Origin of the sequence: Prevotella sp. ne3005 (genome assembly GCF_900110085.1) — a bacterium.
Classification (GTDB): domain Bacteria; phylum Bacteroidota; class Bacteroidia; order Bacteroidales; family Bacteroidaceae; genus Prevotella.
The window spans coordinates 270,243-297,028 of record NZ_FOCK01000001.1 but is presented as its reverse complement, the minus strand read 5'-3'; the positions used below and the strand labels follow the sequence as shown (position 1 = coordinate 297,028).

Sequence of the window (26,786 nt, the reverse complement as noted above, 5' to 3'; positions counted from 1 at the left end):
GCTTGCCACTACGTGTGAGTCCAAAAGGACTCGCGAGAGAAGAGAAACTGAAGAAGTCTCTGGATGCGTCGATATTCCTGATTCTGACAACGCCACAGTTCAGTACACCTGCCGACCCGCAGTTCGGATTTGTGTTCAACAACCTGCGTTTCGAGATCTTCAACGAGAATGAAGGCGTGGTCTACGATTCAGGTGATACCAAGTCCATGGACGACCTGCAGGGCATCTACGACAAGAAGATCTCCGGTTCGTCGAAGAGTATCAACACCTTCGCTTCCGAACTGAAGGAGTCGGTTCTGAAATATGAGCGCCGTTTGGAAGATGTGGCTGTATCGATGACATACATCCGTGAGGAACGGCAGATATATATTACTGTCAAAGGGGTGATTGTAAGTACAAAGGAGAATTATGTCTACAAACAGACAATCAGAGTCTGGAACTGATGATGATTGAAAATTGAAGATTAAAGCATGAAACAAACAATATTTGAGACCAGGCAACGAGCCGATGAGTTAATGCGTGAAGCCATCAATATCTGGCGGCAGAGCGACATGAATGATTTCCTGGAAGGTCTGGAGACCGACCCGGTGCTCTCGCTGATGTTGACAGCATTGGCCTATCAGATGAATGAGGCTGTAGGCGATATGGAAATGCTGAAGACCGAAGTGCTCGAGGAGTACGCTCATCTGCTGACACCTTATGAGGTGGGACATGCTGTACCTGCTACGGTAGTGTTGGAAACGGCCTTGCAGGATACGATACATGAGGTGGACATGACGCCCCAGAACGAGTTTACGCTTGCAGGTACCAACCATGTGTTTATTCCTGTGCTGCACACCAGGGTGATGAATGCTAGGGTGCGTTCCATCGTCAGGATGGATGGCCGCCGTTGGAAGGTGAGCCTGCAGTTCAAGTCGCCAGTCAGCGAGATATCGGGCCTGTCCTTTGCCGTGCGCAATATGAACTTCCAGGATCTGAAAGTGACCATCAAGGGACAACCTGTTCCCTTGGTCAAGCCCTGGGATTTTGCCGACCTCCCGATGTCGGAGTGCTTCGGCCTGGATACGATCCTCTATAACCGTTCACTGACCTATCAGGCGCAGGCCTCCTGTCTCGACCTCTTTGCCCGTCAGAACATCCGGATCTTCTGTGTGAAGCCTCATGCTGCAGGCAAGCTGTTGCCAACAGAGATGGAGACCGTCGACCTGCTGTTTGAGTTTATGGGTATCAGCGACAAGTTCCAGTTTGATAAGGAAAACTTCTCTCTGAACACCGTATTGCTAGCCAATGCGCAGATGCACACAGTGACGCTCTCGGCAGCCTCGCCTTTAGCCCGTGTGGCGGGATACGACAGCCAGGACACTCAGGGCGGACAGCAGTTCCTGCATGCCATTCGCCCACCGGAAGAGCAGATCTACGGCAACAGCCTCGTGGAGGTACGTCGCGTGGCAGCTGACCGTTTCAACCAGGGACAGCTGGTTCGTCTGCTGCACGCCCTGATAGCGAAATATCATTCTGACTATTACGCCTTCCAAGACCTGAAGGGCATCTCGGGCGATAAGACCATTCAGGCGTTGCAGGAGATTCTGGCACGACTGTTGGATGCTGCCCAGAAAGACAAACTGCGCCAGTTGCCTGGTGTTTATATCCTGTTGCGTGAGATGAATGCCATGCGAGCAGGTGGTGGCAGTGTGGATATAAACTACATGACGACTGCTGGTGCCAATGTGAATGCCTCTCTCAATGCCAGCAGCACGTTTACTGTGCCTACAGGCTTTAATGCCGCCGAGACACATCAGATTGCCAGCCCGGTATTGGGTAGCGATGAAATCCGTGAAGAAGGCGCGCTGGCCAGTCTGTCGCGCTATTACCTGGCCACTAACGACCGTATTGTGACACCTGCCGACATTAAGATATTCTGTTACAACGAACTCCTGTCGCGCTATGGTATCGTTCGTGACATGGTCAGCGACATCAGTGTGCGGCGTCGTCAGCAGATGGACTATCGTGACTGTGGTTATGAAATCGTCGTGGAGATTCTCTTGGCCGACAACTCTTTCGTGAAGCGCAGCTTTGCCGATAAGATTCCGCAGGTAGAGATCCTGCTGCAGAAGATGATTGAGGTGAGAAGTACCAACATCTATCCTATTCTTGTGAGTATTCAGATTAAGTAAACATAAAACCTATCATGCTATATGGATGAATTCTTTTTAGATATAGTTTATAAGAACAAGACGGTGAGGTTTAAGGTGATCAACCCAGAGGCCCCGTTGTCGACGCTGATGAACAATCTACGTCATGCCGTAGGCAGTGACGGTCGTCTGATCTTCGATTTCCCGTCGATTGATGAAACGGGAGCGCCGCTCGACTACTTCTTCGGACGTGAGGACCCGGAGATTCATGAAATCCGAGTGCTTCGTCCGCGTATCGGCCGTAACGACCAGACACTGGCCGACTATAACGTGCAGAATGGTGACAAAGTGTTCTTAATGCCAGATCCGTTTCCGGGATGAGAGAAAGTGAACGATATGCCGACCGGAAGTTCATCGGGCGCAACAGACGCCTGTTGAACGAGTGGCGAAAGCTGGAGGAGCATTTGGAGAACAGACGCGACATCCAGCTACAGGTTGTCCGTCGCAATGCCGACGGACTGCCCGTAGGCTATCTGGTCAGCTATCAGCTCCGGAGTATCTGCGGTGTCAGCAATCTGGCACATTTCGGTGAGCGGGGTGTCACCCATGCCCCTGTCTTCGCCACAGGTTTCCAGATGCGTATAGACATCCCTGAGGGTTATCCCTCCGTGGACAGTCCGGCAGTGTTCCGTTTCCTGACCCATGACGAAGAGGGGAATCCCATTCCGCATCCATGGCATCCGAACATCCGTTGGTTCGGTGACTTTGCCGGGCGGGTGTGCATCAATATGGCCGACACCTATACCGACCTCGTATGGGGAGTGGAGCGCGTGGCCCATTATCTGCGCTACGACGTCTATCACGCTGTCTCGGAACCACCTTACCCCGAGGACCTGAAGGTGGCCTCCTGGGTTATCCGTCAGGGTGAACCCAATGAATGGATTTACTTTGATAGTGATGAAGTGAAAAGTGAAAAATGAAAAGATATATGAGATATAAAATAACGTATGGTGTGAAAGACTGGTGGATTGCGAAAGTACTGGTAGTACTTTTCACTTTCCATTCCTCTCTTCTCACTTCTTCCGCTCAGACAGTCAGGAATGTGACCGTCAGTCAGGGGCAGGCCTTTACTGACCACATCAGTCTCGACGATGATGCTACCGACAAGGACATCATGGTCAAGTTCGTGTTCGATGAGGCTGCCAATCAGCTGACCGTCAGCCTGATCTCCTATCGTAATATCTTCGTATTCCGTGAGGATACTCGTTTCAAGCCCACCATCAAGGGCCGTACCATACGCCCAGACTTACTGCCGTATGTGGTAACCTTCGACCCGAAAGAAAAATACCGTTTCTCCAAACTCTTCAGGAGTACGGTCCCCAAGCCCCGTAGTCAGTATGTGTTCCATCGCTGGATAGACTATGAGGGCCTCCAGCCTGCACCACAGGAGTATGCAATGGTTAATGACTATATTACCCAGACGTTTGACATTATGAACAAACGCTCTTCTGTCGTGGTTCGCCTTCGTGACGTGCTCCTGATGGATGATGTCAGCAAGAAACCGAATAAGAAAGAGTATGAGATACGCTTTGGCCGCGACCTCTATATGGAGTATCATGTAGATATCCAGCGTAATCCCTGTTTCGGCCTGGATGAAGAGATCGCCTCGGCCACAACAGCGCTGGAAGGCATCCAGAAGAGTTATAATAATCTTCATAGTAAATTCCCCAATGGCATCGCTACCAATCAGGAGAGTTTGAAGTTGTTCCAGGACCTGAAGGATCTGCTTGTCAAGCAGTTCCCGCGTAAGGACGAACAGAGCGCTTGTCCCGATCTGCAGAAGGCGTTGGACGACTATAATGCTTATGCCGACTCTATTGCCAACATGAAATGTGTGTTGGGCGGTTCTGAAGGTGGCGGCGGTGCCGGTGGCAGTGGTGTCAATGCGAAGTCATTACTGTCGAAGGCTCGTCAGATAGATGCTGCCGTGGCTCGTTGGTTGCTCTCCAGCGATCCCATCGAGCGGCGCGATATCATCCTCCAGTGTGAGGGAACAATCAAGGAAGTCAATGCCTCAGTAAAGTCCATGGGCGTCTATAGCGCAGAACAGCGTCATGCTCTGTCGGTGTTCCGTGAGGCAGAACAATATTTTAGGAAGAATTGTCAGAAGTGATGATAAGAATAAGAAGTATGCTACTCATGGCCTTTCTGACCCTGATGCCGCTAGTGGCTGGGGCTCAGGAGTCCGCAGCGCCTGCTGAGGAGGACTTGGAGTCCACCTACATGGACATTCAGGAGCGCATGCTTTTGTTTGAGGAAGAACTGAACCAGCTCTATGCTCTCAGTCGCTTCCAGATGAACATCGATTTAGAGATGCCACTCAATGCCTCGTTGCTTGATGCTGTTTCCAATCGTCTGAACTCGTTGTCGAATGCCCTCAACTCCTTCTCCGTCAGATGGAACACTTATTCCCAGGCTCAGCAGGTGTATGTCGCCGACAATGACTCTTTGCTCAATAAGGTGGCACAGATCCAGCAGATGCAACAGATAGTGACCGACACCCTGACTGTGCGTCAGCAACAATATGAGCAGTTGTCTACCTTCTCAAAGGCTGAGCGTTTTATTTGGGGACAGGACAAGAAATACCGTAAGCTCTATCAGGATGCGACGAAATATTCGCTGTCACCGAAGCTGGCCTCCCAACTGGAAAAGGTGAAGGCTGAGGAGGCCAATATCTTTACCGAGGCCCAGACCCTCTTTGCGCAGGCTAAAGAGGCGGCAGAGGCTTTCCCGGGATTAGAGGTGCGCATGAAGGGCATGGAAAAGAAGTTTATTGAGTTGCAGAGCGTCTCGACGAAGATACAGGAGATGGTCTACAAACCCTTTATCCAGCGTATCAAGGATTATCTGATTGGCTTGGCGGCAGTGGCCATCCTAATGATGTTCTTCAACCTGTTTGCCCAGAAGCTGAAGCAGATCAAGGCTGCCCGAGATCAGGCTAAGAAGTTGAAAGAAAGTATGATGGGGCAGCGTGACTACCCGACGATATAATGATATTGAAGATTGTAAATTGAATATATATGAATAAGGTATATAAATGGTTATTGGCTGTAGGTGTCGCTCTTGGAGCGGCGGCCTGCGATGAACAGAGCGTTCCCAATATCGACGATTTGATGTCGCCTGAGGACTCCGTGGTGGTTTCGGGCGAAGGCCTTCAGATACATGATATAAAGTTCTCCGACGATTATAAGGTGATGACCGTGTCAGCCCGTCTGCTGCACGATGTTGGAACCTATGACCTCACGGATTCTGCCATGGTGAATGTCGATGTGCAGCAAGAGGTGAAACTCATCTCCGGACAGACCAGACAGGAGACCCAACCCGTCGTTACCGGTGTCACGAATGTCAGCCGGGAGCAGGTGGCCAAGCTCAAGATGCGCCTGCTCGTTCTCGTCGACCTCAGCCTGCCTCAGTCGCTCGTCGACGAGGAGCGCGATGCCGTACGTGAGATCAGAACCCTCTTTGGCGATCAAAACCTCTTCCTTTCTTTCATGCAGGGCGACAATGTGTCGGAGACCTATCAGGCCACTGACTATGTGATCAATAACTATTTCGTGCATCATGATCCAGACTATACCTATCTCTATCGCTCGATACTGACCAAGTTCTCTGAACTTCAGGATAAGTCTACCGTGCTGGGCAGCGCCCGTTATAAGGTGATGCTCATCCTTTCAGGCGGTAAGACCTACGATGGTGACCAACCTATCGACCCCAAACACTTTGAGATGCAGCAACAGTTGGCTGATAAGGTGAAGGAGGGCAGGGGACAGCTGTTGGCCTACTATTCCAACTTCGCAGAGAAGAGCACCACGAACCAAGACTCTCTCTTCATGGTGCCGGGCAAACAGGCCGATGCCAATATCATGCAATACTTCTGTAAGGATATGAATGGTTTGTGGCAGGGAGAGTTCAACTGGCCCGAGATTGAAGATGACATCATGAAGGACTTCAATGTCAACTATTCCAATTATATCATCACGCTTGAGCAGCCTGACAATAAGGTGTTCCGTGGCAATCGCCATAACCTCCAGCTTACTTTCCGTGATGTCACTAATAACGATCTGATCGTGACGGGCTCTACCTTCTTCTATCTGGGTAGCGTCTATGCACCTATCATTGTCAATGGCGGTTCCACGCTCGATGTGATTATCCAAGGATTTATCGTACTGTTTGTACTGTTATTGGTGACGTGGTTGGTGTTCCAGCTATTGGAGCCCTATATCCGCTATCAGATCTTCAAACGCAAATATGTGAACGTTTATGGAGGCAACAAGATGAGCTTTGGGGGCCAGATGGTGGCAGAGACCTGTTACCTCTGTAAGGCTCCTTTCGTAGAGGGTGATGAGATTGTCACCAAGTGTAAGCACACCATGCACAAACAATGCTGGGATGAGAACGAGTACCATTGTCCGGAGCATGGCCGTCACTGCAAGGAAGGCTCTCACTATTACAATAGTAAGAATATCTACGACTCGCGTAATGCCCTTTTCTATTTGAAGTGGATATTCGTGGCCATCGTTTCTGGCTTCGTGGCTTGGTTCTTATACACTATATTGGATCATCCGGTGTCGACCTATATTGTAGAACGCATCGTGCTCTTGATCAATGGTTTGAAGGATGGTACCAAGGAGGCCGAACTCTCCGTGGCAGAGTATGGCTCACGTCTGACTTATCTGCCTGCTTTTGGCCTCTATGTCAGCTTCTATGTCACGCTGTTCCTGTCGTTCCTCACTATCCGTCGCCGCCAGTGGCATCTGCGCATCCTTGAGATGGTGATTCGTGCCATATTGGCTGGTATAGCCAGCTTTTTCTGCTGTGTCGTGGGTAGTATTATCCCCATCGCCTTACATCTGGATTCCAACTCGTTCCTGGTCGACTGGATTCCCTGGGCACTGATGAGCTGGGTTATCATGTTTGCCATCACATATGCAACGCGTACCCGAATTGAGAAAGTGTTCCTGGTGGCTGCCTGTATCATCGGTTTCCTTTCCATGTTCATTTGGTCGGTGGTCTATACCTACTCTTTCCTCGACTACCGTGTGGCATTGTTGATGAGTTTCATTACCTATGCGGTCTGTATTGCTGTGAGTATCGCCCGTGTGGCTCCGAGGTCGGAGCGTTACTTCCTGCATATCGAGGGGGCCGTCAAGGAGATGGATGTCGCCCTCTACAAGTGGATGCGTACCTCACCCGACCATGTGGTCACTATCGGTAAGTCTGTCGACTGCAGCCTACAGCTGTCATGGGACCTCAACGGCAATGTGGCAGCCGTACAGGCCGAGATACGTCAGTACGTGGGCAGCATGCGCCTCATCGCCTTGGAGAATGGTGTCTATGTCGACAATGACAAGCCGCTGCCCATCGGCAAAGAAGTGTGGCTCTATCACGGCCGCCACTTCACTATCGGTAACACTTCCTTCACTTATGTCGAGAAAGATAACTAAGGAATTATAAAATTGAACAATGGAAACTATGCACAGGAGATCATCGCGTATATGGAATCGTTGCGCAATGACGAACAGCGAAAGATACTCATGGGATTCTTTAAGACGGGACCAGGTGAGTATGGTTATGGCGATGAGTTCCTGGGGCTGAAGGTGCCGCAGACAAGAGAGGTCGTTCGGGCAGTGGCTAAAGATGTTTCGCTCGATGACGTGCCAGAACTGCTGATGAACCGTTGGCATGAGATCCGGCTTTGTGGCTTTCTGATTCTTGTGTCGATGTTTGAGAAGCTGGCCACGAAACGGTTGGAGGCCGATGCAGAAGCTATCAGGAAACGGGATGAGATCGTGACGATGTACCTGCAGTATGCTGAGCAGGCAAATAACTGGGATCTCGTGGATCTCTCTGCACCAAAGATACTGGGGCATTGGTTGATGCTGCCGTCGAATCTTGGAGATAAGGATTACAAGATGAAGGTGCTTGATGAGTTGGCTGCAAGTTCTTGTCTATGGAAACAGCGTATGAGTATCGTCTGTTCGTGGAAGACCTCGCAGATGGGGGATCCCTCGTGGTGCTTGCGCTATGCCGAGGTTCACTTGCACCATCCTCATGACCTGATGCACAAAGCCGTAGGATGGATGCTTCGTGAGATGGGAAAGCGCGTATCGATGGAGCTGCTCCGTGAGTTCCTGAGCCAACATGTCCAGGAGATGCCTCGGACGATGCTCCGTTATGCGATTGAGAAAATGCCGGAGAGGGAACGAAAAGAGTGGATGAATGCGTAATATGAAAAAAGTACGGCTCTGAGGGATGAGAGCCGTACTTTTTTTGTGGGATGTATGATTGCTTATTGCTTGAGAAGATTCAGCGGCTGCTGGGGAGCAAGGGCGTTGCTGGTCTTCTCGGTATACTCTGCGAGTTTCAGAGAGGCTGAGCAGGGGAGGTTGCGGCTGCTGTTACCGATGCAGAAGGTGTAGGTGCCTGCCTCGGTGAGCCACTGTGAACCCGCTTCATCGAACGAGGCGAGGTCGCGCACGGGGATGGTCATTGTGAGCGTCTGGCTCTCGCCGGGCTTCAGCTCACGGGTCTTGGCGAAGGCCTTCAGCTCCTGAGCGGGCTTCTCCAACTTTCCCTTGGGAGCCTGAACATAGACTTGAGCCACTTCCTTACCAGCTACGGCACCGGTGTTCTTGATGGTGATGCTCACCTCAACGGCGCTGTTACCCTTAGCCTTCACAACGGGCTTGGAGAAGCTGAATGTGGTGTAGCTCAGACCGAAGCCGAAGGGGTAGGCGACATCCTTCTGGAAAGTGTCGAAATAGCGATAGCCCACGTAGATGTCTTCATCGTGGTTGGTGTAGGCATGGCCCGGGACGGGCATCTTGTTGGCAATCATCACCTCGTAGGTATAGCTGTCGATCTGACCGGGGAAGTTCGGAGTGGAGGCGTGGTCGGTGGCGGCGATGGGCCATGTCATCGTAAGCTTGCCGGAGGGGTTTACTTTACCGGTGAGCAGGTCGGCGATAGAGTTGCCGCCCTCCATACCTGGCTGCCAGGCGCAGAGGATAGCGTCGGGATAGCTGCTCCAAGAGGCGGTCTCGATGACGCTGCCGGAGTTGATGATTACGATGACGGGCTTACCGGCAGCGTGGAAGGCATTGCACACATCGGTGATGAGGGCACGCTCCTCGGGGATGAGGTTGAACTCGGTGGCGATGTCGCGGTCGATGCCTTCACCTGCCTGACGGCCAATGGTGATGATGGCGGCATCGGCGGCCTGAACCTCCTTGTTGACGGCGATGGGAGAGATGCTGATCTCGGGATATTTCTGCTGGCCCATCATCTCGGTCTGGAACCACTTGGCGGGATGGCGCTCGGCCTGGAACTTCACTCGGGCGTAGGCAATGTACTTGCGGTAGATGTCGGTTAGGGTCTCAGATGAGCTGATGCCTGCGTTCTTCAGACCTTCGAGCATGTCAACCACATAAGGCGGGTGTACGCAACCGGAACCAGTACCACCGGAGAGGAAGTCGTAAGAGTTCTCACCGAAGAGGGCAACGGTCTTGATGGCACCACTCTTCCAGGGCAGGGCGCCATTGTTCTTCAGCAGGACGATACCCTCGGCAGCGCTCTGACGCGTGATGGCTGCGTGGGCCTTGAAGTTGGGGGCATTGGAAGCAGGATACTTATGGAAGCTTGGGGTCTTGACAATGTATTCGAGCATGCGGTGCACATTGCGGTCGACATCGGCGATGTCGAGACTGCCGTTCTTGACACCTGCGATAATCTCTTCGACCTGGGCGGGCTGTCCTGGTTCCATCAGGTCGTTGCCTGCATGTACCTCACGGGTGGTGGGCAGACCTTCACGGATGCCAATCCAGTCGGTCATCACGATACCTTTATACCCCCAGTCGTCGCGCAGGATCTTGGTGAGCAGGTCGTGGTTGCCCATAGAGAACTCGCCGTTGACCTTATTATATGAGGCCATGATGGTCCAGGGATCGCTCTCGCGGACGGCTATCTCGAAGCCACGGAGGTAGAGTTCACGGGCAGCACGCTGCGAGACACGCTCGTCGACAGCGGTACGATCGGTCTCCTGTGAGTTCACGGCGAAGTGCTTGGCAGAGACACCTGCACCCTGGCTTTGTACGCCATTGATATAGGCGGCGGCAATCTTACCCGTCAGCAGCGGATCCTCTGAATAGTACTCGAAGTTACGGCCACAAAGCGGATTGCGGTGCAGATTCATACCAGGACCGAGAATCACGTCGCAGCGATACTCCTTGGTCTCGTTGCCGATGGCTTCACCTACCTTGCCAACGAGCTCCGTGTTCCAGGTGGAGGCAAGACAGGAGCCGATGGGGAAGGCTGTGGCGTAATAGGTCTTGTCCGTTCCTTTACGGGTGGGGTCAATACGTACACCGGCAGGACCGTCGGTCAATACAGTGGCAGGGATTCCCAAACGGGGAATGGCGGGCGAGGTACCGGCGGCACCTGCTACGAGGTCGGCTTCACCGCCAACGACGGCTCCTGCGCCGAAGAAGTTGTTGGCACCGCCAACGAGCAGTTTGGCTTTCTCCTCAAGGGTCATGGCCTTGATTACCTCATCGATGTTGTCAGCGCGGAGCTGAGGCTGGGCATTTGTTGTCATAACGAATGATGTTGCTAATAAGCAGGTTGTTAGTAATTTCTTCATATTGTTTATTGTTTAGAGTAAATGCCATGTTTATGGGAATGTGCGGAAGGCATAGCCTTGATCCTTGAGCCATTGCAAACTCTCGGGTAGGGCGGTGCGGAGCTTGTCGATAGACTTCAACGAATCGTGGAAGGTGATGATGGAGCCATTGCGCGCATACTTCTTCACATTGTTCACCACATCCTCAGCCGACAACCATTTGGAATAGTCGCGCGTAACGAGGTCCCACATCACAATCTTGTACTTCCGACTGAGCCAGGCGTACTGGCTGAGGCGCATCCATCCGTGAGGTGGCCGCACGTAGTGGCTCTGGATATAGGCATTGGCCTTCTCCACGTTGTAACTGTACTCCTTGATGCTGTGGGTGAGCCCTTGGATGTGGTTGTGGGTGTGGTTACCCACCTGGTGACCTTCTGCCAGAATACGCTTGTAGAGCTCAGGGTACTTGCGGACATTATCGCCCACCATGAAAAAGGTGGCCTTGGCATTAAAGTCACGTAGGGTGTCGAGGATAAAAGGTGTCGCTTCCGGTATGGGACCGTCGTCGAAGGTCAGATAGACGGCCTTCTCGTGACGGTCCATTCTCCAGTAAGCTTTTGGATAAAGCCAGCGGAGGTAGATTGCCGGTTGCTCAATAATCATTGTCCGTAGCTTCCTCCTTTAGATTCGTATAGACTCATAAAGCTCTGAATCTGCTGATCCATCTTCTCGGCTTTCTTTTCATCGACAAGTTCCTGGATTTCTAGGATACGCTGCATGATGTAGAGGTGGATAATACTATCCTGCTGTGACATGCTGAAGCGTGAGCCATCGAGCGAACAATACCACTTGAGGTACTGAGCGGCTTTCTTCCATAGATCGTCGATCAGCTGCTGAGCTTTTTTGTTCTGTCCGGTGAGGGCATAGCCGCGGGCCAGGTCCAAAGAGCCGCTCTGGTAGTCGTGCGGGATGTTGTAGCTTGGGAGTTCCTTTTCACACTTGTCGAGTACTTGCTTGGCCTTCTCGTCCTGTCCTTCCTGAATGAGGTTAATGGCCAGGGATGCCATCAGACGGCGATGGGTATAACACATACGTGTCACGGTCTCATCGAGATAGATGCCCGGCACGTCGACACCACCGAACTTAAACTTGTTCATGACGTTGTTGAAGGTCTTCTCGGTATCGAAGTTCTTGGCGCCAGGAGCATTGGTCGTGAACGGTGTGATGCGGTTGGCCAGACCCTCCTGTACGAAGTTGTCTCCAAGATTCATATAGTTCTCTGAACCCACGGTCAGCGCGACGTAGATGGGGCGTGTCCAGTTGGCGTTGGCAATCATCTCCAGCATCATCAGGTCACCCTTATAGAGGGCACTCTTACCTTTGAGCGAGATGACCATCTTGTCGGGGATGGAGTCGGCGGCCATCATCATACCGCTCTTGCGGACAGCCTCCTTGTCGATGGTGACATAGACGGTGTCGGTGGGAATTACGTGGAAGTCCTTGATCTTCGAGCGCACCCAGTTCTTCAGAATGTTCTTCAGTTCGAAGGGCTCTTCGCCAAGTTGTGCCTTGGCTTCTTCGGGGTTCTGACGGTAGAGTTCGAGTACCTGTTCTTTCAGTGAGGGATCTACCTGTACGTACTCATTAGTGCCGGCACAGTATTCCAGTCGGCTCCATGTGATGGGTACGGAAGGTGAATCATAAGCCTGACGGCGCATCTGGTCGATATACCAATCGGTCTGCAGATAAGAGAGGTTGCAGACACGGGCATCGGTGCGCACACCCTCGGTGTCCTGGTTGTACCAGAGTGGGAATGTGTCGTTATCGCCGTTGGTGAAGATGATGGGGTTACCCTCTTCCTGCAGGGTCATCAGGTAGTTCTGTCCGAAATCACGGCAGCAGTAACGGCCTGAGCGGTCGTGGTCGTCCCAGGTCTGACTGGCCATTTGGATAGGTACAAAGAGACAAACGATGCCAGCCACAGCAGCTACGATGAGGCTTTCTTTTTTAAGCTTGCGGTTGAGCCAGTCGATGATGGCTGCCACACCCATGCCACACCAGATGGCGAAGGCATAGAAGGAACCGGCATAGGCATAGTCGCGCTCACGGGGCTGCATCGGTGTCTGGTTCAGGTAGATGACGATGGCCAGACCAGTCATAAAGAAGAGGAAGAATACCACCCAGAATTGGCGGATGCCGATGGGGTCTTCGACGGTTTTCTCACCATCCTTGCGCTTACGGGTATACCAGGCTTGCCAGAAGAGGCCGAGGAGGCCGAGGATCAGTGGCATGCAGTAGAACACGTTATGCCCCTTGTTCTCCTTCAACTCGTCGGGCAGGAGTTCCTGATTTCCCAGACGGGCATTGTCGATGAAGGGGATACCTGTGAGCCAGTTGCCGTGCTCGAGTTCGCCGTTACCCTGAATGTCGTTCTGACGGCCTGCGAAGTTCCACATGAAATAGCGCCAGTACATGAAGTTACACTGGTAGGATAGGAAGAAACGGATGTTCTCGAACTGGGTGGGCACCTTGACGGTTGTCATCTCACCACAGCGGTCGTAAGGCACCTCAGTACCGTCGACACCGCCCATCCACGACTCGTAGGCAGGGGCATGGCCACTGTCGTACATACGTGGGAACAGCATGTTCTGGGCATATTTGTATTCATCTTTCGTGCGGACTACAAAGTAGGAATCCTTCTCATCCTCGGAGGCTTTCTCCTTACGCTGCCAGACAGGCTTGCCCTTCGACATCACGGGACGGCAGTAGTTGCCATCCTGCTCAAGGGCCACCTGGGAGGTGTAGGCCTGTCCGTAGAGCAACGGACGCTGTCCGTACTGCTCACGTCCGAGGTAGTCGCCCAGAGTGAAGATATCTTCCGGTGAGTTTTGGTCCATCGGGGGATTGGCCGCCGAGCGGACAACTATCAGCGCGTAGCAGGAATAGCCAATCATCAGCATGAGCATGCAGAGCAGCATGGTGTTCTTCACGCGGGCGGAGATCAACGGCTGCTTCTCGCGGGTGTAGCCAAGGACGAACCAGAGGGCTGCGAGTACGATGATGCCGATGATGAAGGCCGACCATCCCCAACCATAGAAGGGGATACCGAGCATACCTACGGAGAGCAGGAAGGCCAGGTTCTGTATCTTCTGCCCATGGCGCTGGGTCTGAGTCTCATAGACGGCCCAGATGACACAGGCTACAAGCAGTATGATATAGATAATCTCACCGGTATTGAACGGCATGCCGAGCGTATTGACAAAGAACAGCTCGAACCATCCGCCTACGGTGATGATGCCGGGCACGACACCATAGAGCACGGCTGCCAGGATCACGATGGAGATGCCTAAGGCAATGAGAGAGCCTTTGAGGTTGGCATTTGGAAAGCGGCGGTAGTACCAGACGAGGCCGATGGCGGGGACACACAACAGGTTCAGCAGGTGGACGCCGATGGAGAGGCCCGTCATATACATGATTAGTACCAGCCAACGGTCGCTGTGAGGCTCGTCGGCCTGATCTTCCCATTTCAGGATAAGCCAGAATACAACAGCCGTGAAGGCAGAGGAGTAGGCATAGACCTCACCCTCGACAGCCGAGAACCAGAACGTGTCGCTGAAGGTGTATATCAGGGCACCGACAAGACCGGAGGCCTCGATGGCTATCAGCTTTGGCAGCGTCATCTCACTCCATTCACTGATGAATAACTTTCTGGTGAGGTGCGTGATGGTCCAGAAAAGAAAGAGGATACAGGTAGCTGAGAGCAAAGCACTCATGATGTTGACCATCCGGGCCACCTGCGTGGCATCACTCGTGAACTGTGAGAACAGATTGGCCGTGAGCATAAAGAACGGTGCCCCAGGGGGATGGCCTATTTCCAGTTTGTAACCTGTCGTGATAAACTCCGGACAGTCCCAGAAACTGGCTGTCGGTTCGATTGTGGAACAATAAACGAAGGCGGCAATCAAGAACGAGAGCCAGCCGAGGGTATTATCCACCAGTCTGAATTGTTTCATTGAAAAAGATGCTATTCTAACGTTAAAACTACAATTGTGACTGCAAAGGTACGAATATTAATTGAAAATTGAGAATTGAAAATTGAGAATTTATGGTTGCTCTACATAAATTAACGTTATATGAACAAACCAGCACCATAGATGAGGACGATATAACGGAAAATCTTTCCTAATGTGATGGCGATAAATGTGATGATGATATTGGAACGCATGAGTCCTAAGGCAATCGTGATGGCCGATCCCAAAACTGGTAGGAAGGCAAAGAAGCCCATCCATGAGCCACGGCCTGCCATAAAACGGTGGGCTTTGTCGAGGTCTTCCTTTTTTACATGGAGATACTTCTCAATCCACTCCATCTTGCCCATGCGCCCTAACGTATAGTTGAAAATGCTGCCAAGTACGTTGCCAATGGTACCATAGACCATCAGCAGCCATGGGTCAAGACCTGTAGCCATGAGAGCCACCATGACTGCCTCGCTCGAGAACGGGAAGAAACTGCCGGCCAAAAAGGCTGCCAACAGCATGCCCCAGTAGCCATACTGACTTAGAAGAGAAATGATGACATCCATATGTTAAAGCCTGTCAGAATCAAGGTAATCGCTGAGATGACAATGAACACGATGTTGCTAAGTCTGGAATGGGTAAGGGCGACGTAATGGGCGATGAGCGGACTGACGGTAATAATCATCAGGTGGATGACCATGTCATAGTGCTGGGGCTGTAAGCCTATCAGTACACACGAGAAACAGGTCATGATGATGAAACTATAGTAGAGCTGTCGTACGCGGATTTTGTCGTGATAGCTTGTCAGCAGGAAATGGATGGTACCAGCAATCGCCAGGATCACAAGAAATGCCAAGAACAGTGTCTGTTGGAGGGTCAAAGCGGCATAATCGGGCTGCACGATGAGGTCGAAGGAATGGCTCACTTCTTTTATTCCGGCTATTAGAGCTTCTTTCCCATGATAGGATTTCCAAGCCGCAATGAACCAGTAGGGTGTCAGCAATCCCAGAAGTGAGGCAAAGAATGTGCGCCAGGAGAGGGAATAGGTGAACCATGTCATGATGACCCAGAGGAGCGGCACGTACCAGAACATGTGGATGTCCATGAGGCTGCCCAATCCCACACAAAGGAATGCAAAGTAAATCCATCCCATCGAGGCCTTGTCCTGATAGGTGTGATAGAGCAGACAGAGGGCGGCGATGGTGCAGAGCTGGAGAATGGCTCCCGAAAGGGAAGGAAAAAGGAAGACTGCCGTACACGTCAGAACAATGTATGTCGACGACACCATCCTGCTGAAGACGCGGATCAGCAGATTTTGGTTGTTGAGCTCCATCATCAGTGCCACGGAGGCGGCAAAGCAAACGAACTGTATCCACCACTGCTCTTTCAGTAGTCCTGTCAGCAGCCAGATGGCCACCGCATAAACCACCGTTACAGGTAGGGTTACACGGCTTTCAGCGACAATGTTCTGTATGCGTCTGATCATAGGTCGGCACCAATGTCACGACGGAAATATTTATCGGTGAACTGAATCTTCTGAGCCTCTTCGAACGACTTCTGCAGAGCCTCGGCCTTATCCTTACCGTAAGATGAAACGGCGATGACACGACCGCCATTAGTGACGACGTTGCCATCCTTTATGGCTGTGCCGCTGTGGAATACGATGGATCCTTCGACCTGATCGATTCCAGTAATGGGATATCCCTTCTGATAGGCCTCTGGATATCCACCGCTGACGAGCATGACACAGACGGCTGAACGGGGATCAAACGTGATGGCACGCTGGTCGAGGTCTCCCTGAGCCACACCTTCGAAGAGGTCCACGATGTCGCTCTGCAAGCGCAGCATGACACTCTCGGTCTCTGGGTCGCCCATACGGCAGTTATATTCGATGACCATCGGCTCCCCCTTCACGTTGATGAGTCCGAAGAAGATAAAGCCTTTGTAGTCGATATGCTCGGCAGCCAGACCCTCAACGGTAGGCCGGATGATACGGTCCTCCACCTTCTGCATCCACTCCTTTGTGGCGAAGGGCACAGGGGTGACGGAACCCATGCCACCAGTATTCAGACCCGTATCGTGCTCGCCGATGCGCTTGTAATCCTTGGCCTCGGGCAGGATTTTATAGTGTTGGCCGTCCGTAAGAACGAAGACACTACATTCTATACCACTCAGGAACTCTTCGATGACCACCTGACTGGAAGCGTTACCGAACATGCCGCCCAACATCTCCTTCAGTTCCTTTTTTGCCTCGTCGAGGGTAGGGAGAATCAGTACGCCCTTACCGGCACAGAGGCCATCGGCCTTGAGAACATAAGGGGCTTCTAGAGTCTCAAGAAATTTGAGACCTTCCTGGAGGTGCTCACCATCGAATGTCTGATAACGGGCTGTGGGGATGTGATGACGCTGCATGAAGCCTTTGGCGAAATCCTTGGAACCTTCGAGCACGGCACCAGCCTTTGAAGGACCGATAACAGGCACGTCCTTAGTGCGGCTGTCGGCCTTCAACTCGTCATAGATACCTTTTACCAGAGGATCCTCAGGACCTACCACCACCATGTCGACACCTTTCTCCACTACGAAATTCTTGATAGCTTCGAAATCGTCGGCCTTCATGGCTACGTTCTCGCCACAATTGCCGGTACCGGCATTGCCTGGGGCAATAAACAGTTTCTCACACTTGCTGCTCTGAGCAATTTTCCATGCTAAGGCGTGCTCACGTCCGCCACTTCCTAACAGTAATATTTTCATATCTTATTTTAAATAATCTTCAAAATACTGAGTGATGCGCTCATGCAGATGAACACTGGCATGGCCGCGCATGTTATGCTCTTCACCAGGGTAGGCGAAGAAGTCTGGCTGAGTGCCTGCCTTGATACAGGCATCGAGGAACGACAGACAATGCTGGGGTACCACCGTCGGGTCGTTGTACCCCGTGATAATCTGCAACTTACCTTTCAGATTCTTGGCTTTGCTTATGAGACTGACCTTGGCATAGCCTTCGGGATTATTCTCGGGGGTGCCCATATAGCGCTCACCATACATCACCTCATACCACTTCCAGTCGATGACGGGGCCTCCAGCCACAGCAACTTTAAACACGTCGGGGTAGTTGGTTATCAGTGAGATGGTCATGAAACCTCCAAAACTCCATCCATGTACACCTAGACGGTCCATATCTATATAGGGTTGGGTACGGAGATACTCGACACCTTTCATCTGGTCTTGCATCTCTATCTGTCCCAGTTGGTGGAATGTGGCCTGCTCGAAGTCGCGTCCACGGTTTTCCGAACCTCGATTGTCGAGGATGAACACAATATACCCCTTTTGAGCCATGTAGGTCTCCCACGAGCGACTGGCCCAGTGCCAGGAGGCATCCACGTTATGGGCATGCGGTCCGCCATAGACATATACCACCGTCGGATATTTCTTGCTGGCATCAAAGTCGTGGGGCTTCACCATACGATAAAACAGGTCTGTCACACCGTCGGCGGCCTTGATGGAACCATTGGTAAAGATAGGCTGACGGTAATCTTTCCAAGGATCCTCAGCATTCAACAGTTCTGTCTGTCGGCCGTTGTTGGTATTGACAACATCGATGATGCGCGGACAATCGGGGGCCGAGAGCTTCAGGAAAACTTGCTGGCCTGAGGCTGACAGCTCCGCACTTCTTGTCACGCCGATATTTCTGCCCAACAGGGTACGCTTGCCACTCTTGATGTTGACGGCATAGAGGTTTTTCTGACGCAGATCCGCTTCATTGCTCAGGATGAGGATACTTTGCGTCTTGGTATTGAAACCCACCACGCTGATGACTACCCACGGGCCTTTGGTGAGCTGTTTCAGCTCCTTGCCACTATGGTCAAAAAGATACAGGTGGTTATAACCGTCCTTCTCACTCTGCATGATGAACTTCGAATGGTCCCAGGGCAGGAAAAGGATGGGGTTCTGGGGTTCTACATACTTGTCGGAGGTCTCGCGATAGAGCTCTGCAATCTTGGCACCCGTTTCTGCGTTATAGGATACGAGCCGACAATCGTTCTGACCACGGTTCAGCTCAAACATATAGACGGTTTTGCTATCGGGACTCCATGCGATATTTGTAAAATAACGGTCGATAGGGCTTCCGGCCTGCAGATAAACGGTCTTTTGAGTGTTCAGGTCATAGACGCCCACTGTCACCTGATGGCTGGTCATTCCGGCCATAGGGTATTTATCGGGCTCATAGGTGGCTTCACGGGGGAAGATGTTTACCTGCGGATAGTCTGCCACCATTTGCTGATCCATGCGATAGAAGGCCAATTTAGTGCCGTCAGGACTCCAGAAAGTGCCTTTGTTGATGCCGAACTCGTTACGATGTACAGACTGTCCATACACAATCTCACGACTTCCATCGGTTGATAACTGGTACTTTTGGCCATGGCTGTCAACTACAAAAAGCTGATGATCCTCCACGTAGGCTGTGGCCCGCGATTGCGGATTCCAGTCATTGGCGTCCTGCCCGGAGATACTATCCTGCCAGACAATTTTCTTTGCCTCGAAGTCAACGAGGATAAATGCCTTCCTATTGCCTACGGCCACAATGGGCTTGTCGGGGTAGGGGAAAGTGGCATTCATCAAGTGCCGCACGTACTTCACGTCGTCGCTCTTTGCCCAGGTGTTGATATCATCAAGGGTGAAGAGTAGCTCTTTTTTACCCGTTTTGGTATCGATGAGATAACACTCCTCCACATCGGTATTGACCAGTTTCTCTCCCCACCAGGTGAGAAACAAATCCTTGGGCTGCATACGGTGGTAGTTGTTGCCTCCGTAGTTCAGGTCTTCCAATGAGAATAACTTATCCTGTGCGCTCATGGGAGTGAATAACGATAAGTGAAAAGCAAGCAGTGCTAAAAGCCATGTGTTATTCTTCATCATCTTCGAACATCCTTTTCCTTTTGTCCGTAAAACTCTTGCCTTTTCCAAAGGAGCGGCTCTTTCCGCTTCTATCAAAACGCTCGTGACCGCCCTTGTTGGCGCCTTTATAGCCACCTTTACGGTCTCTGCGCTCCTCACGGTCTTCGCGTTTTCCATCTCTACGGCCTTTGCGCTCCGAACGCTCTTTTTTCTCCATGTCATGGCGGTGGAAGGTAAACGAGCGGATGTCGGCCTCCTCGTTCTCCTCCTGTTCCTCTAGGCGCTTCTTGAACTCGCGCTCTTTCTTGAAGCGGTGCTTCTCTGCCATCTGACGCTTCTCTTCTTCAGTCTTCACAATACCGCCCTCGGAACGGAAATCTTTCAGTTTGCCGTCGAACATCTGGTACTTGCGGAATTCGCACTCCAACGATCCGTTATAGAGAGGAATCTTGATGCTGGGCTTCAGACCAATCTGGTCGAAACACTCCTCCCGATAGCTGAGCACCCAGGCGTCGTTGCCCTTGAACTGGTGCTTCAGGCGTTCGCCAATCATCTTATAGGTACCCATGAGGTCGGGTGTGGAGATACGCTCGCCATAAGGCGGGTTCGTGATCATGATGCTCTTGTTTTGTGGCTGTGTGAACTCCTTGAAGTCCTGCTGCTCTACGCTGATGACGTCGGAGAGGCCAGCAGCCTTCACGTTCATGCGGGCCGTGTTCACAGCCTTCATGTCGATGTCGTAGCCATAGATCTTATGGTTGAAGTCACGCTCCAGACTCTCGTCATTGTAGATGGCGTCGAAAAGTTCAGCATCGAAGTCGGGCCATTTCTCAAAGGCATACTCCTTACGGAAGAGTCCGGGTGCCATATTCTTGGCAATGAGGGCTGCCTCGATGAGCAGGGTGCCGCTACCACACATCGGATCGATAAAGTCAGTGTCGCCCTGCCATCCGGAGAGCAGAATCATACCTGCTGCCAGCACTTCGTTAAGCGGTGCTTCTACGCTTTCCTGACGGTAACCGCGACGATGCAGAGATTCACCACTGGAGTCGAGACTCAGCGTACACTTGTCGTCTGCAATATGCATATTCAGTCGGATGTCGGGATTGGCCACGGAGATGTTGGGGCGCTTACCCGTCTTCTCGCGGAACTGGTCCACGATGGCGTCCTTTACTTTATATGATACGAACTTTGAATGACGGAACTCTTCTGAGAAAACCACTGAATCAACGGTAAAGGTCTTCTCTGTGCCTAAATATTCTGTCCAGTCTATCTTCTTGATTTCCTCATACACGTCGTCAGCGCTCTTCGCCTTGAAATGACGGATAGGTTTTAAAATTCTGATGGCTGTGTGCAATTGGAAGTTTGCACGATACATCATTTCCTTATCACCTGTAAACGAAACCATTCGTCTACCGATTTCTACATCCTTAGCCCCCATTTGGGTCAGCTCTTTCGCCAGTACAGGTTCCAGTCCCATAAACGTTTTGGCGATTATTTCAAAACTTTGTTCCATGAATGTGTCAATTACAGCCTGCAAAGTTAATGCAAGTTGACCGAAAAACCGCCTTTTTTTCTGTTAATCTAATAAAAAACATCAGTTTTTGTGAAAAAAGAGAACTAAAATGCGGTAATTCCAAATAAAATACGTACTTTTGCCCAAATAAAGAATAAGAACCTATGCTCAGATTACTATTAGTTGTCCAGTTCTCAGATACCTACTTTTACCCCATTATGTGGGGTATTGGCATCCTTTTGATGATTCTTCTCATTATGAGTATCATTTTTCAATATCGCAACGGGAAAAAAATCCGTCAGGAGCTGTTGGAGCTGGATAAGGTTCGTCAGGATAATATTGAGTATGATCTTGTACTGAAGGCCATGAAGTTGGCTACGTGGCATATCGATTGTCAAGCGCGTACCCTTACTTTCGATGCTGATTTCCGTGAAGGAATTGATAATTATTATACGGCTGTTGAGACCTCTCTCGACCTTCTGCCTGATTTGCTTGTGCCTAATGACTCTCAGCGCGTGATGTCGGCTCTGGAGAATATGATCTCTGGACGTACGATGTTCTACAACCAGCAGTATCAGGCCAAGGGTATGACCCCTGGACAGATCTATTGGGAACAGAGTTTTGCCATGGTGGCTGATCGCGATGCCGATGGCATGCCCACGAAGATTGTGGGTGCCTCGATGCGTATCGACGAGCAGAAACATATGGAAACGGCCCTTATCAATGCCCGTAACAGGGCAGAGGAAAGTGACCGGTTGAAGACTGCCTTTTTGGCGAATATGGGGCATGAAATCCGTACGCCTTTGAATGCCATTGTGGGCTTTGCCGACCTCCTTCCTGTGGTGGAGAGTGATGAAGACCGTCAGCAGCTGATCTCTGAGATACAAATGAACAACCACAAACTGCTGCAGATTATCGATGGTCTTGTCAGCATGTCGAAGGTTGAGGCTGAGGCGAAGAGCCTTGTAAGGGCGCAGACCGATATTGTACCTATATTGAAGGAGATTGCCGACAACTGCAGAACCCTTGTCGACGGTGAGACGGTGAAAATCGTCACACAGTTCCCCTATAATGAGCTGTTGGTGAATACTGATGCAGATAAGTTGCGTGAGGCCATCGACAACCTTATGCAGAATGCCATCAAGTTTACAGACCATGGTACTATTACCTTGGGCTTCAGCCTGGCAGAAGGCGACCGTGTGCGTATCAGCGTGGCAGATACTGGTAAGGGTATTGCTCCAGAGGATCAGCAGCGTATCTTCGAACGTTTCATCAAGGTCGACGACTATATCCCAGGTACAGGTCTCGGACTCTCTGTGGCAAAATCGCATATCGAGAGCTTGGGCGGAAAGATCGGTGTGGAGTCGGCTATTAACAAGGGCTCAACCTTCTGGGTGGATTTGTCGTTGATGTGATTTTTTTAGTGCTTGCAACTTTCCCGCTCCTTATCACGTCTAACAGTCAGAAGTTATAAAAAAAGAAGGAAGACAAATGAAAAGGAAACAGTTTGCAATCGTTGGAATGATGTTACTGATGGGTTCAGCAACGTTGGTGTCATGCCATAACACAGCTGTGATCAGTAAGGATTACGTTACAGAAGACCGCCTCATCAAGGGCTTTGAAGAAGTAGAGGTCGTTGGCTCTCCCAATGTGTATTACACTCAGGCCGACAGCTTCTCGGTGCGAGTGAAGGGACCCGATAATTTTGTGGATAACATCCTCACAGAGAAAAACGGCAAGACACTAACCGTCCGTAACAAGGGGAAGTGGGGCGTTGTCAATATCTCCTTCAGCGATGAGGACGAACTGGCTGTCTATGTGACCTCGCCCGATCTAGTGGCTGTACGCGTGAACGGCTCTGGCGATTTTATCAGTACCGATCTAATAGATACCGATAACATGAACATCACCTTACGGGGTTCTGGCGACATCAATATAGACAAGTTGCTTTGTGACCGTTGTGATGTTGAGTTGATAGGCTCCGGCGACATTGATCTGCCCGAGGTGGAGGCCAAAGAAACCTCTGCGGTGCTGGTAGGCTCCGGTGATATCAAGATGGGCCTCTCCAAGGTGGCCGACACTCGTCTCTCGCTGAAAGGTTCTGGCGACATCAAGGTGGATTTTTCTGAAGGGTGCCGTTCGGTAGACTGTACGGTCAATGGTTCCGGCGATATCGGCCTTTCAGGTAAAATCGGACATTTTCGTGGAGAAAAACATGGTTCGGGGGATATCGACATTGCGAATTTAACCATAGAAAAATAAATAAATCTAAATAGTTTTCTGATTTTCAAGGGAAATGCGTACCTTTGCGGCCTGAATTAGATGTACGTATAAGAAAATCAGGATGAAATATGCAATTATTGCTGCAGGAGAAGGTTCGCGATTGGCCCAGGAGGGCATTCAGAAGCCGAAACCCCTTGTGGAGATTGGTGGAGAACGGCTGATAGACCGTCTGATGCGGGTCTTCATGGCCAATGGTGCTTCGGAGATTGTGGTGATCTGTAATGAGCAGATGACCGCCGTGAAGGACCATCTGGCAGCTGTACAGGAACGTGGGGACATCCCCCTGCGATATTTGGTCAAGTCAACACCTAGCTCGATGCACAGTATGTGGGAGTTGAGCCGTTGGCTCGACCATGAGCCTTTTGTGCTTACCACCGTCGACACCATCTTCCGCGAACAGGAGTTTGCTACTTATGTGCGTGACTTCCAGACGCTGTTGGAACAGGGTAGGGGCGACGGCCTGATGGGCGTCACCGACTATATCGACGACGAGAAACCACTCTATGTGGCTACTGATGACTCACTGCGTATTACAGGCTTCCTCGACAGCTGTGACAATCCCCGCTATATCAGTGGGGGTATCTATGGTCTTACTCCTGGGAGTATCGCCACCCTGAATCGTTGCATTGAACGTGGTGAGAGCCGAATGCGTAACTTCCAGAGGGCCCTTGTCAGTGATGGACTTCGTCTTCAGGCGTGGCCTTTCTCTAAGGTACTCGATATCGACCATGCAAGCGACATTCAAAAAGCTGAGGCTTTTTTGAAGATTGAAGATTGAGAATTGAAGATTCTATTAATACAGCGGGCGGAGAGGTTCTCGCCAAACTCGGTAGAGAACGATAAGGCGATACTCCAGGCAGTAGGCGCCAACCTCACTGCTGCTGGTCATCAAATAGATATGATAAGCGAGTTGGCGCTCAAGACGCCCATCGCTTACGATGCGATCTTTACGATGGGTCGTGAGCCTGAAACGCTCCAAACCCTGAAAGCCTTGAAAGGTGTGAGAGTCATCAACACCCCTGAGGGCATTGATAATTGCGCTCGGACGAAGCTACAGGCTATCATGGAGCAGACGGGTATCCCTGTGCCTCCCAAAGAAGGCCCTGACGGCTTCTGGCTGAAACGGGGCGATGCGGCCGCCCAATCCAAGGATGATGTGCAGTTTGCTGCCACTAAGGCCGAACTGATTGAGAAGGTGGCAGCCTTCGAGGCTCGAGGCATCCATGAGTATGTGGTAAGTGCCCATGTCGTGGGTGATCTGGTGAAATTCTATGGGGTTGCCGGGTCGGGCTTCTTCCGTTACTTTTACCCCACCGACGACCGTCAGTCGAAGTTTGGCGACGAACAGCGAAATGGCGATGCCCATCACTATCCCTTCGATGAGACCAGACTCCAACAACAGATGGAGCAACTGGCAAAGGCTGTGGGACTTCAGGTGTACGGAGGCGATTGTATCATACGTAGTGACGGCTCCTGGGCTGTGATTGATTTCAACGATTGGCCCAGCTTCTCACGCTGCCGCCCCGAAGCAGCTTCCGCAATAGCGGGAATTATTGAAGATTGAAGATTGAAAATTGAAAAAGCTCAAAGCTTAATGCTTAAAAAAATAGAATATGGCAACATTTAAGGAATTACTGAAATTATCATTTAAGTCGGAGGATACAGAAGAGTGGCTCGATGTCCACTTTACGCGTCCTATAGGTTTGGCTTTTGCCTTGTTGTGGAACAAGTTCGATATCCATCCCAACGTTATCACCATCCTCTCCATCTTCCTGGGAGTGGCAGCTGGATGGATGTTCCAATATACAGACCTCTGGTCGAATGTCTGTGGTGTGTTGCTGTTGATGTTCGCCAACTTCTGTGACTCTACCGACGGACAGATGGCACGTATCACGGGTAAGAAGACCCTTATTGGTCGAATGCTCGATGGTTTTGCCGGTGATGTGTGGTTTGTCGCCATCTACTTGGGTATCGTGGTCCGTCTCTGGCATCAGAATGTCCCCTTTACGGATTACCAGTGGGGCCTCGCAGGGCTTGTACTGTGTGCCTTGGCGGGTTTTGGCTTCCACTCCAAGCAGAGCTCCCTGGCCGACTACTATCGTCAGATTCACCTCTTCTTCCTCTTGGGTAAGGAGGGTAGTGAACTTGATAATTACCAGCAGCAGCGCCAGATTTATGAGAACCTGCCTAAGGGAGAGCTCCTCGCGCGCACGTTCTACTATAATTACGCGAACTATTGTAAGAGTCAGGAACAGCGTACGCCCCACTTCCAGCGCTTCTTCGCGCAATGGAAGCAGCAACCGTCGGAGACCGTACGCCAGCAGCTGCTTGCAGGTAGCCGTCCGCTGATGAAATACACCAACCTGCTGACGTTCAACTCGCGTGCCATCACCATCTATGTCACCTGTCTGCTGGGTTGCCCGTGGGTCTATCCACTTGTCGAACTCACTGTATTCCAGGCGATGTATGTCTATATGCACCGCACGCATGAGCAACTCTGCGCTTCGTTGACTGAAAAATAAGGCGGGACAATGATGATAAAAGGCTATATATTCGACTACGGGGGTACCCTCGACACTGGTGGCCATCACTGGGGCAAGGTCATCTGGCATGCCTATGAGCGGCAGCAGGTGCCCGTCGATGAGGCGTTGTTCCGTGAGGCTTATGTCTACGTGGAGCGCACACTGGGTAAGAATCCTATCATCCAGCCGGATTTTACCTTCCGTCAGACACTGGAGAAGAAACTCCAGCTGCAGATGGAGTATATGGAAACGAAGTGTGGAAAAACGATCTGCGGGCAGTATCTTCAGGCCGTCCTGAATGATCTCTATACCCACACGCAGAACGAGACGCGGAAAAGTCGTGAAGTGCTGCTCCGCCTGAGGGAGCAATACCCGATGGTACTCGTCAGCAACTTCTATGGTAACATCGAGACCGTCTTGAAGGAGTTTGGTCTTGATGGTATCTTCTCTCAGATTATCGAATCGGCTGTGGTGGGCGTGCGTAAGCCCGACCCCCGTATCTTTACCCTCGGTGTGGAGGCGCTGAATATGAAGCCGGATGAGATCGTAGTTGTGGGCGACAGCATTGACAAGGACATCATCCCCGCCCGTCAGGCAGGATGCCATACAGTGTGGTTCCGAGGTGAGGGATGGACCGACGCTCCCGTCGACGAGTCGATTCCCGAGAAGATTATTACGGATCTCGGTGAGCTATAAATTGAAGATTGAAGATTGAAAATTGAAGATTAGGATGAATATAAATAT

General features: G+C 51.2%; 22 protein-coding genes. 14 read left to right on the top strand and 8 right to left on the bottom strand.

From position 1 onward, the window contains the following. Positions 1-14 precede the first annotated feature (14 nt). Genes BMY16_RS01170 through BMY16_RS01135 form a run of 8 tightly spaced genes read left to right on the top strand, consistent with a single transcriptional unit; the run spans position 15 to position 8,419 of the window. Positions 15-443 carry a GPW/gp25 family protein gene (locus tag BMY16_RS01170; protein ID WP_091838912.1) on the top strand — a complete coding sequence of 143 codons (429 nt, stop codon included), beginning with the start codon at positions 15-17 and terminating at the stop codon, positions 441-443. Positions 444-470: 27 nt separating this feature from the next. After that, positions 471-2,174, top strand: coding sequence for a hypothetical protein (locus BMY16_RS01165; RefSeq protein WP_139207080.1), 1,704 nt, complete (start codon positions 471-473; stop codon positions 2,172-2,174). A gap of 21 nt (positions 2,175-2,195) precedes the next feature. After that, the gene (locus tag BMY16_RS01160; protein ID WP_091838907.1) at positions 2,196-2,513 is read left to right on the top strand and encodes a ubiquitin family protein; all 318 of its coding nucleotides are present in this window, start codon (positions 2,196-2,198) and stop codon (positions 2,511-2,513) included. Beyond that, positions 2,510-3,112 carry a ubiquitin-conjugating enzyme family protein gene (locus BMY16_RS01155; RefSeq protein ID WP_091838905.1) on the top strand — a complete coding sequence of 201 codons (603 nt, stop codon included), beginning with the start codon at positions 2,510-2,512 and terminating at the stop codon, positions 3,110-3,112. The genes BMY16_RS01160 and BMY16_RS01155 overlap by 4 nt, the downstream gene beginning before the upstream one ends. 8 nt (positions 3,113-3,120) lie before the next feature. Then, positions 3,121-4,305: a hypothetical protein gene (locus tag BMY16_RS01150; protein WP_139207079.1), complete on the top strand. Its 1,185-nt coding sequence runs from the start codon at positions 3,121-3,123 to the stop codon at positions 4,303-4,305. Next, a complete protein-coding gene (locus BMY16_RS01145; RefSeq protein ID WP_139207078.1) occupies positions 4,305-5,183 on the top strand; it encodes a hypothetical protein in 879 nt (292 codons plus the stop codon). Before BMY16_RS01150 ends, BMY16_RS01145 begins: the two co-directional genes overlap by 1 nt. 29 nt (positions 5,184-5,212) lie before the next feature. Further along, positions 5,213-7,636, top strand: a complete 2,424-nt coding sequence (locus tag BMY16_RS01140) for an FHA domain-containing protein (protein WP_091838897.1) — start codon at positions 5,213-5,215, stop codon at positions 7,634-7,636. Between the two features lie 12 nt (positions 7,637-7,648). Next, positions 7,649-8,419, top strand: a complete 771-nt coding sequence (locus BMY16_RS01135) for a DNA alkylation repair protein (RefSeq protein WP_317614771.1) — start codon at positions 7,649-7,651, stop codon at positions 8,417-8,419. Between the two features lie 62 nt (positions 8,420-8,481). Here BMY16_RS01135 and BMY16_RS01130 read toward each other — a convergent pair whose 3' ends face one another. The 8 genes from BMY16_RS01130 to BMY16_RS01095 form a co-directional block, all read right to left on the bottom strand. Continuing rightward, the gene (locus BMY16_RS01130) at positions 8,482-10,830 is read right to left on the bottom strand and encodes a beta-glucosidase (RefSeq protein ID WP_411267758.1); all 2,349 of its coding nucleotides are present in this window, start codon (positions 10,828-10,830) and stop codon (positions 8,482-8,484) included. Positions 10,831-10,860: 30 nt separating this feature from the next. Then, the gene (locus BMY16_RS01125; protein WP_091838889.1) at positions 10,861-11,472 is read right to left on the bottom strand and encodes a polysaccharide deacetylase family protein; all 612 of its coding nucleotides are present in this window, start codon (positions 11,470-11,472) and stop codon (positions 10,861-10,863) included. Beyond that, positions 11,469-14,822, bottom strand: a complete 3,354-nt coding sequence (locus BMY16_RS01120) for a DUF2723 domain-containing protein (RefSeq protein WP_091838886.1) — start codon at positions 14,820-14,822, stop codon at positions 11,469-11,471. Before BMY16_RS01120 ends, BMY16_RS01125 begins: the two co-directional genes overlap by 4 nt. 116 nt (positions 14,823-14,938) lie before the next feature. Further along, complete coding sequence (locus tag BMY16_RS01115; RefSeq protein WP_091838884.1) at positions 14,939-15,391, bottom strand: YqaA family protein; 453 nt, start codon at positions 15,389-15,391, stop codon at positions 14,939-14,941. Continuing rightward, positions 15,367-16,311 carry a hypothetical protein gene (locus BMY16_RS01110; protein ID WP_091838881.1) on the bottom strand — a complete coding sequence of 315 codons (945 nt, stop codon included), beginning with the start codon at positions 16,309-16,311 and terminating at the stop codon, positions 15,367-15,369. The genes BMY16_RS01115 and BMY16_RS01110 overlap by 25 nt, the downstream gene beginning before the upstream one ends. Then, positions 16,308-17,576, bottom strand: a complete 1,269-nt coding sequence (purD, locus tag BMY16_RS01105; protein ID WP_091838880.1) for a phosphoribosylamine--glycine ligase — start codon at positions 17,574-17,576, stop codon at positions 16,308-16,310. The genes BMY16_RS01110 and purD overlap by 4 nt, the downstream gene beginning before the upstream one ends. 3 nt (positions 17,577-17,579) lie before the next feature. Further along, positions 17,580-19,739: a S9 family peptidase gene (locus tag BMY16_RS01100; protein ID WP_091839830.1), complete on the bottom strand. Its 2,160-nt coding sequence runs from the start codon at positions 19,737-19,739 to the stop codon at positions 17,580-17,582. Beyond that, on the bottom strand, positions 19,729-21,237 hold the full coding sequence (locus BMY16_RS01095) for a THUMP domain-containing class I SAM-dependent RNA methyltransferase (RefSeq protein WP_091838877.1): 1,509 nt from the start codon (positions 21,235-21,237) through the stop codon (positions 19,729-19,731). The genes BMY16_RS01100 and BMY16_RS01095 overlap by 11 nt, the downstream gene beginning before the upstream one ends. A 257-nt stretch (positions 21,238-21,494) precedes the next feature. On the opposite strand from BMY16_RS01095, the gene BMY16_RS01090 reads away from it, so the two are divergent. The 6 genes from BMY16_RS01090 to BMY16_RS01065 all read left to right on the top strand — a co-directional run bounded on the left by BMY16_RS01090 (position 21,495) and on the right by BMY16_RS01065 (position 26,738). After that, positions 21,495-22,652, top strand: a complete 1,158-nt coding sequence (locus BMY16_RS01090) for a sensor histidine kinase (protein WP_170835961.1) — start codon at positions 21,495-21,497, stop codon at positions 22,650-22,652. Between the two features lie 76 nt (positions 22,653-22,728). Next, a complete protein-coding gene (locus BMY16_RS01085; RefSeq protein WP_091838873.1) occupies positions 22,729-23,499 on the top strand; it encodes a head GIN domain-containing protein in 771 nt (256 codons plus the stop codon). Between the two features lie 82 nt (positions 23,500-23,581). After that, entirely contained in the window at positions 23,582-24,298 is a 717-nt protein-coding gene (locus tag BMY16_RS01080; RefSeq protein WP_091838871.1) for a nucleotidyltransferase family protein, read from the top strand. Between the two features lie 3 nt (positions 24,299-24,301). Continuing rightward, the gene (locus BMY16_RS01075; RefSeq protein WP_091838868.1) at positions 24,302-25,084 is read left to right on the top strand and encodes an ATP-grasp domain-containing protein; all 783 of its coding nucleotides are present in this window, start codon (positions 24,302-24,304) and stop codon (positions 25,082-25,084) included. A 49-nt stretch (positions 25,085-25,133) separates the two neighbouring features. After that, the gene (locus tag BMY16_RS01070) at positions 25,134-26,042 is read left to right on the top strand and encodes a CDP-alcohol phosphatidyltransferase family protein (RefSeq protein WP_091838865.1); all 909 of its coding nucleotides are present in this window, start codon (positions 25,134-25,136) and stop codon (positions 26,040-26,042) included. 12 nt (positions 26,043-26,054) lie between these two features. Continuing rightward, positions 26,055-26,738 carry an HAD family hydrolase gene (locus BMY16_RS01065; RefSeq protein ID WP_091839827.1) on the top strand — a complete coding sequence of 228 codons (684 nt, stop codon included), beginning with the start codon at positions 26,055-26,057 and terminating at the stop codon, positions 26,736-26,738. Positions 26,739-26,786: the final 48 nt, after the last annotated feature.

What these genes read in the sequence shown, in the direction of transcription:
- BMY16_RS01165 (WP_139207080.1), top strand. Translation starts at nt 471, where the DNA reads ATGAAACAAACAATATTTGAGACCAGGCAACGAGCCGATGAGTTAATG.
- BMY16_RS01160 (WP_091838907.1), top strand. Translation starts at nt 2,196, where the DNA reads ATGGATGAATTCTTTTTAGATATAGTTTATAAGAACAAGACGGTGAGG.
- BMY16_RS01155 (WP_091838905.1), top strand. Translation starts at nt 2,510, where the DNA reads ATGAGAGAAAGTGAACGATATGCCGACCGGAAGTTCATCGGGCGCAAC.
- BMY16_RS01150 (WP_139207079.1), top strand. Translation starts at nt 3,121, where the DNA reads ATGAGATATAAAATAACGTATGGTGTGAAAGACTGGTGGATTGCGAAA.
- BMY16_RS01145 (WP_139207078.1), top strand. Translation starts at nt 4,305, where the DNA reads ATGATAAGAATAAGAAGTATGCTACTCATGGCCTTTCTGACCCTGATG.
- BMY16_RS01140 (WP_091838897.1), top strand. Translation starts at nt 5,213, where the DNA reads ATGAATAAGGTATATAAATGGTTATTGGCTGTAGGTGTCGCTCTTGGA.
- BMY16_RS01130 (WP_411267758.1), bottom strand. Translation starts at nt 10,830, where the DNA reads ATGAAGAAATTACTAACAACCTGCTTATTAGCAACATCATTCGTTATG.
- BMY16_RS01125 (WP_091838889.1), bottom strand. Translation starts at nt 11,472, where the DNA reads ATGATTATTGAGCAACCGGCAATCTACCTCCGCTGGCTTTATCCAAAA.
- BMY16_RS01120 (WP_091838886.1), bottom strand. Translation starts at nt 14,822, where the DNA reads ATGAAACAATTCAGACTGGTGGATAATACCCTCGGCTGGCTCTCGTTC.
- BMY16_RS01115 (WP_091838884.1), bottom strand. Translation starts at nt 15,391, where the DNA reads ATGGATGTCATCATTTCTCTTCTAAGTCAGTATGGCTACTGGGGCATG.
- BMY16_RS01110 (WP_091838881.1), bottom strand. Translation starts at nt 16,311, where the DNA reads ATGATCAGACGCATACAGAACATTGTCGCTGAAAGCCGTGTAACCCTA.
- purD (WP_091838880.1), bottom strand. Translation starts at nt 17,576, where the DNA reads ATGAAAATATTACTGTTAGGAAGTGGCGGACGTGAGCACGCCTTAGCA.
- BMY16_RS01100 (WP_091839830.1), bottom strand. Translation starts at nt 19,739, where the DNA reads ATGAAGAATAACACATGGCTTTTAGCACTGCTTGCTTTTCACTTATCG.
- BMY16_RS01095 (WP_091838877.1), bottom strand. Translation starts at nt 21,237, where the DNA reads ATGGAACAAAGTTTTGAAATAATCGCCAAAACGTTTATGGGACTGGAA.
- BMY16_RS01090 (WP_170835961.1), top strand. Translation starts at nt 21,495, where the DNA reads ATGAGTATCATTTTTCAATATCGCAACGGGAAAAAAATCCGTCAGGAG.
- BMY16_RS01085 (WP_091838873.1), top strand. Translation starts at nt 22,729, where the DNA reads ATGAAAAGGAAACAGTTTGCAATCGTTGGAATGATGTTACTGATGGGT.
- BMY16_RS01080 (WP_091838871.1), top strand. Translation starts at nt 23,582, where the DNA reads ATGAAATATGCAATTATTGCTGCAGGAGAAGGTTCGCGATTGGCCCAG.
- BMY16_RS01070 (WP_091838865.1), top strand. Translation starts at nt 25,134, where the DNA reads ATGGCAACATTTAAGGAATTACTGAAATTATCATTTAAGTCGGAGGAT.
- BMY16_RS01065 (WP_091839827.1), top strand. Translation starts at nt 26,055, where the DNA reads ATGATAAAAGGCTATATATTCGACTACGGGGGTACCCTCGACACTGGT.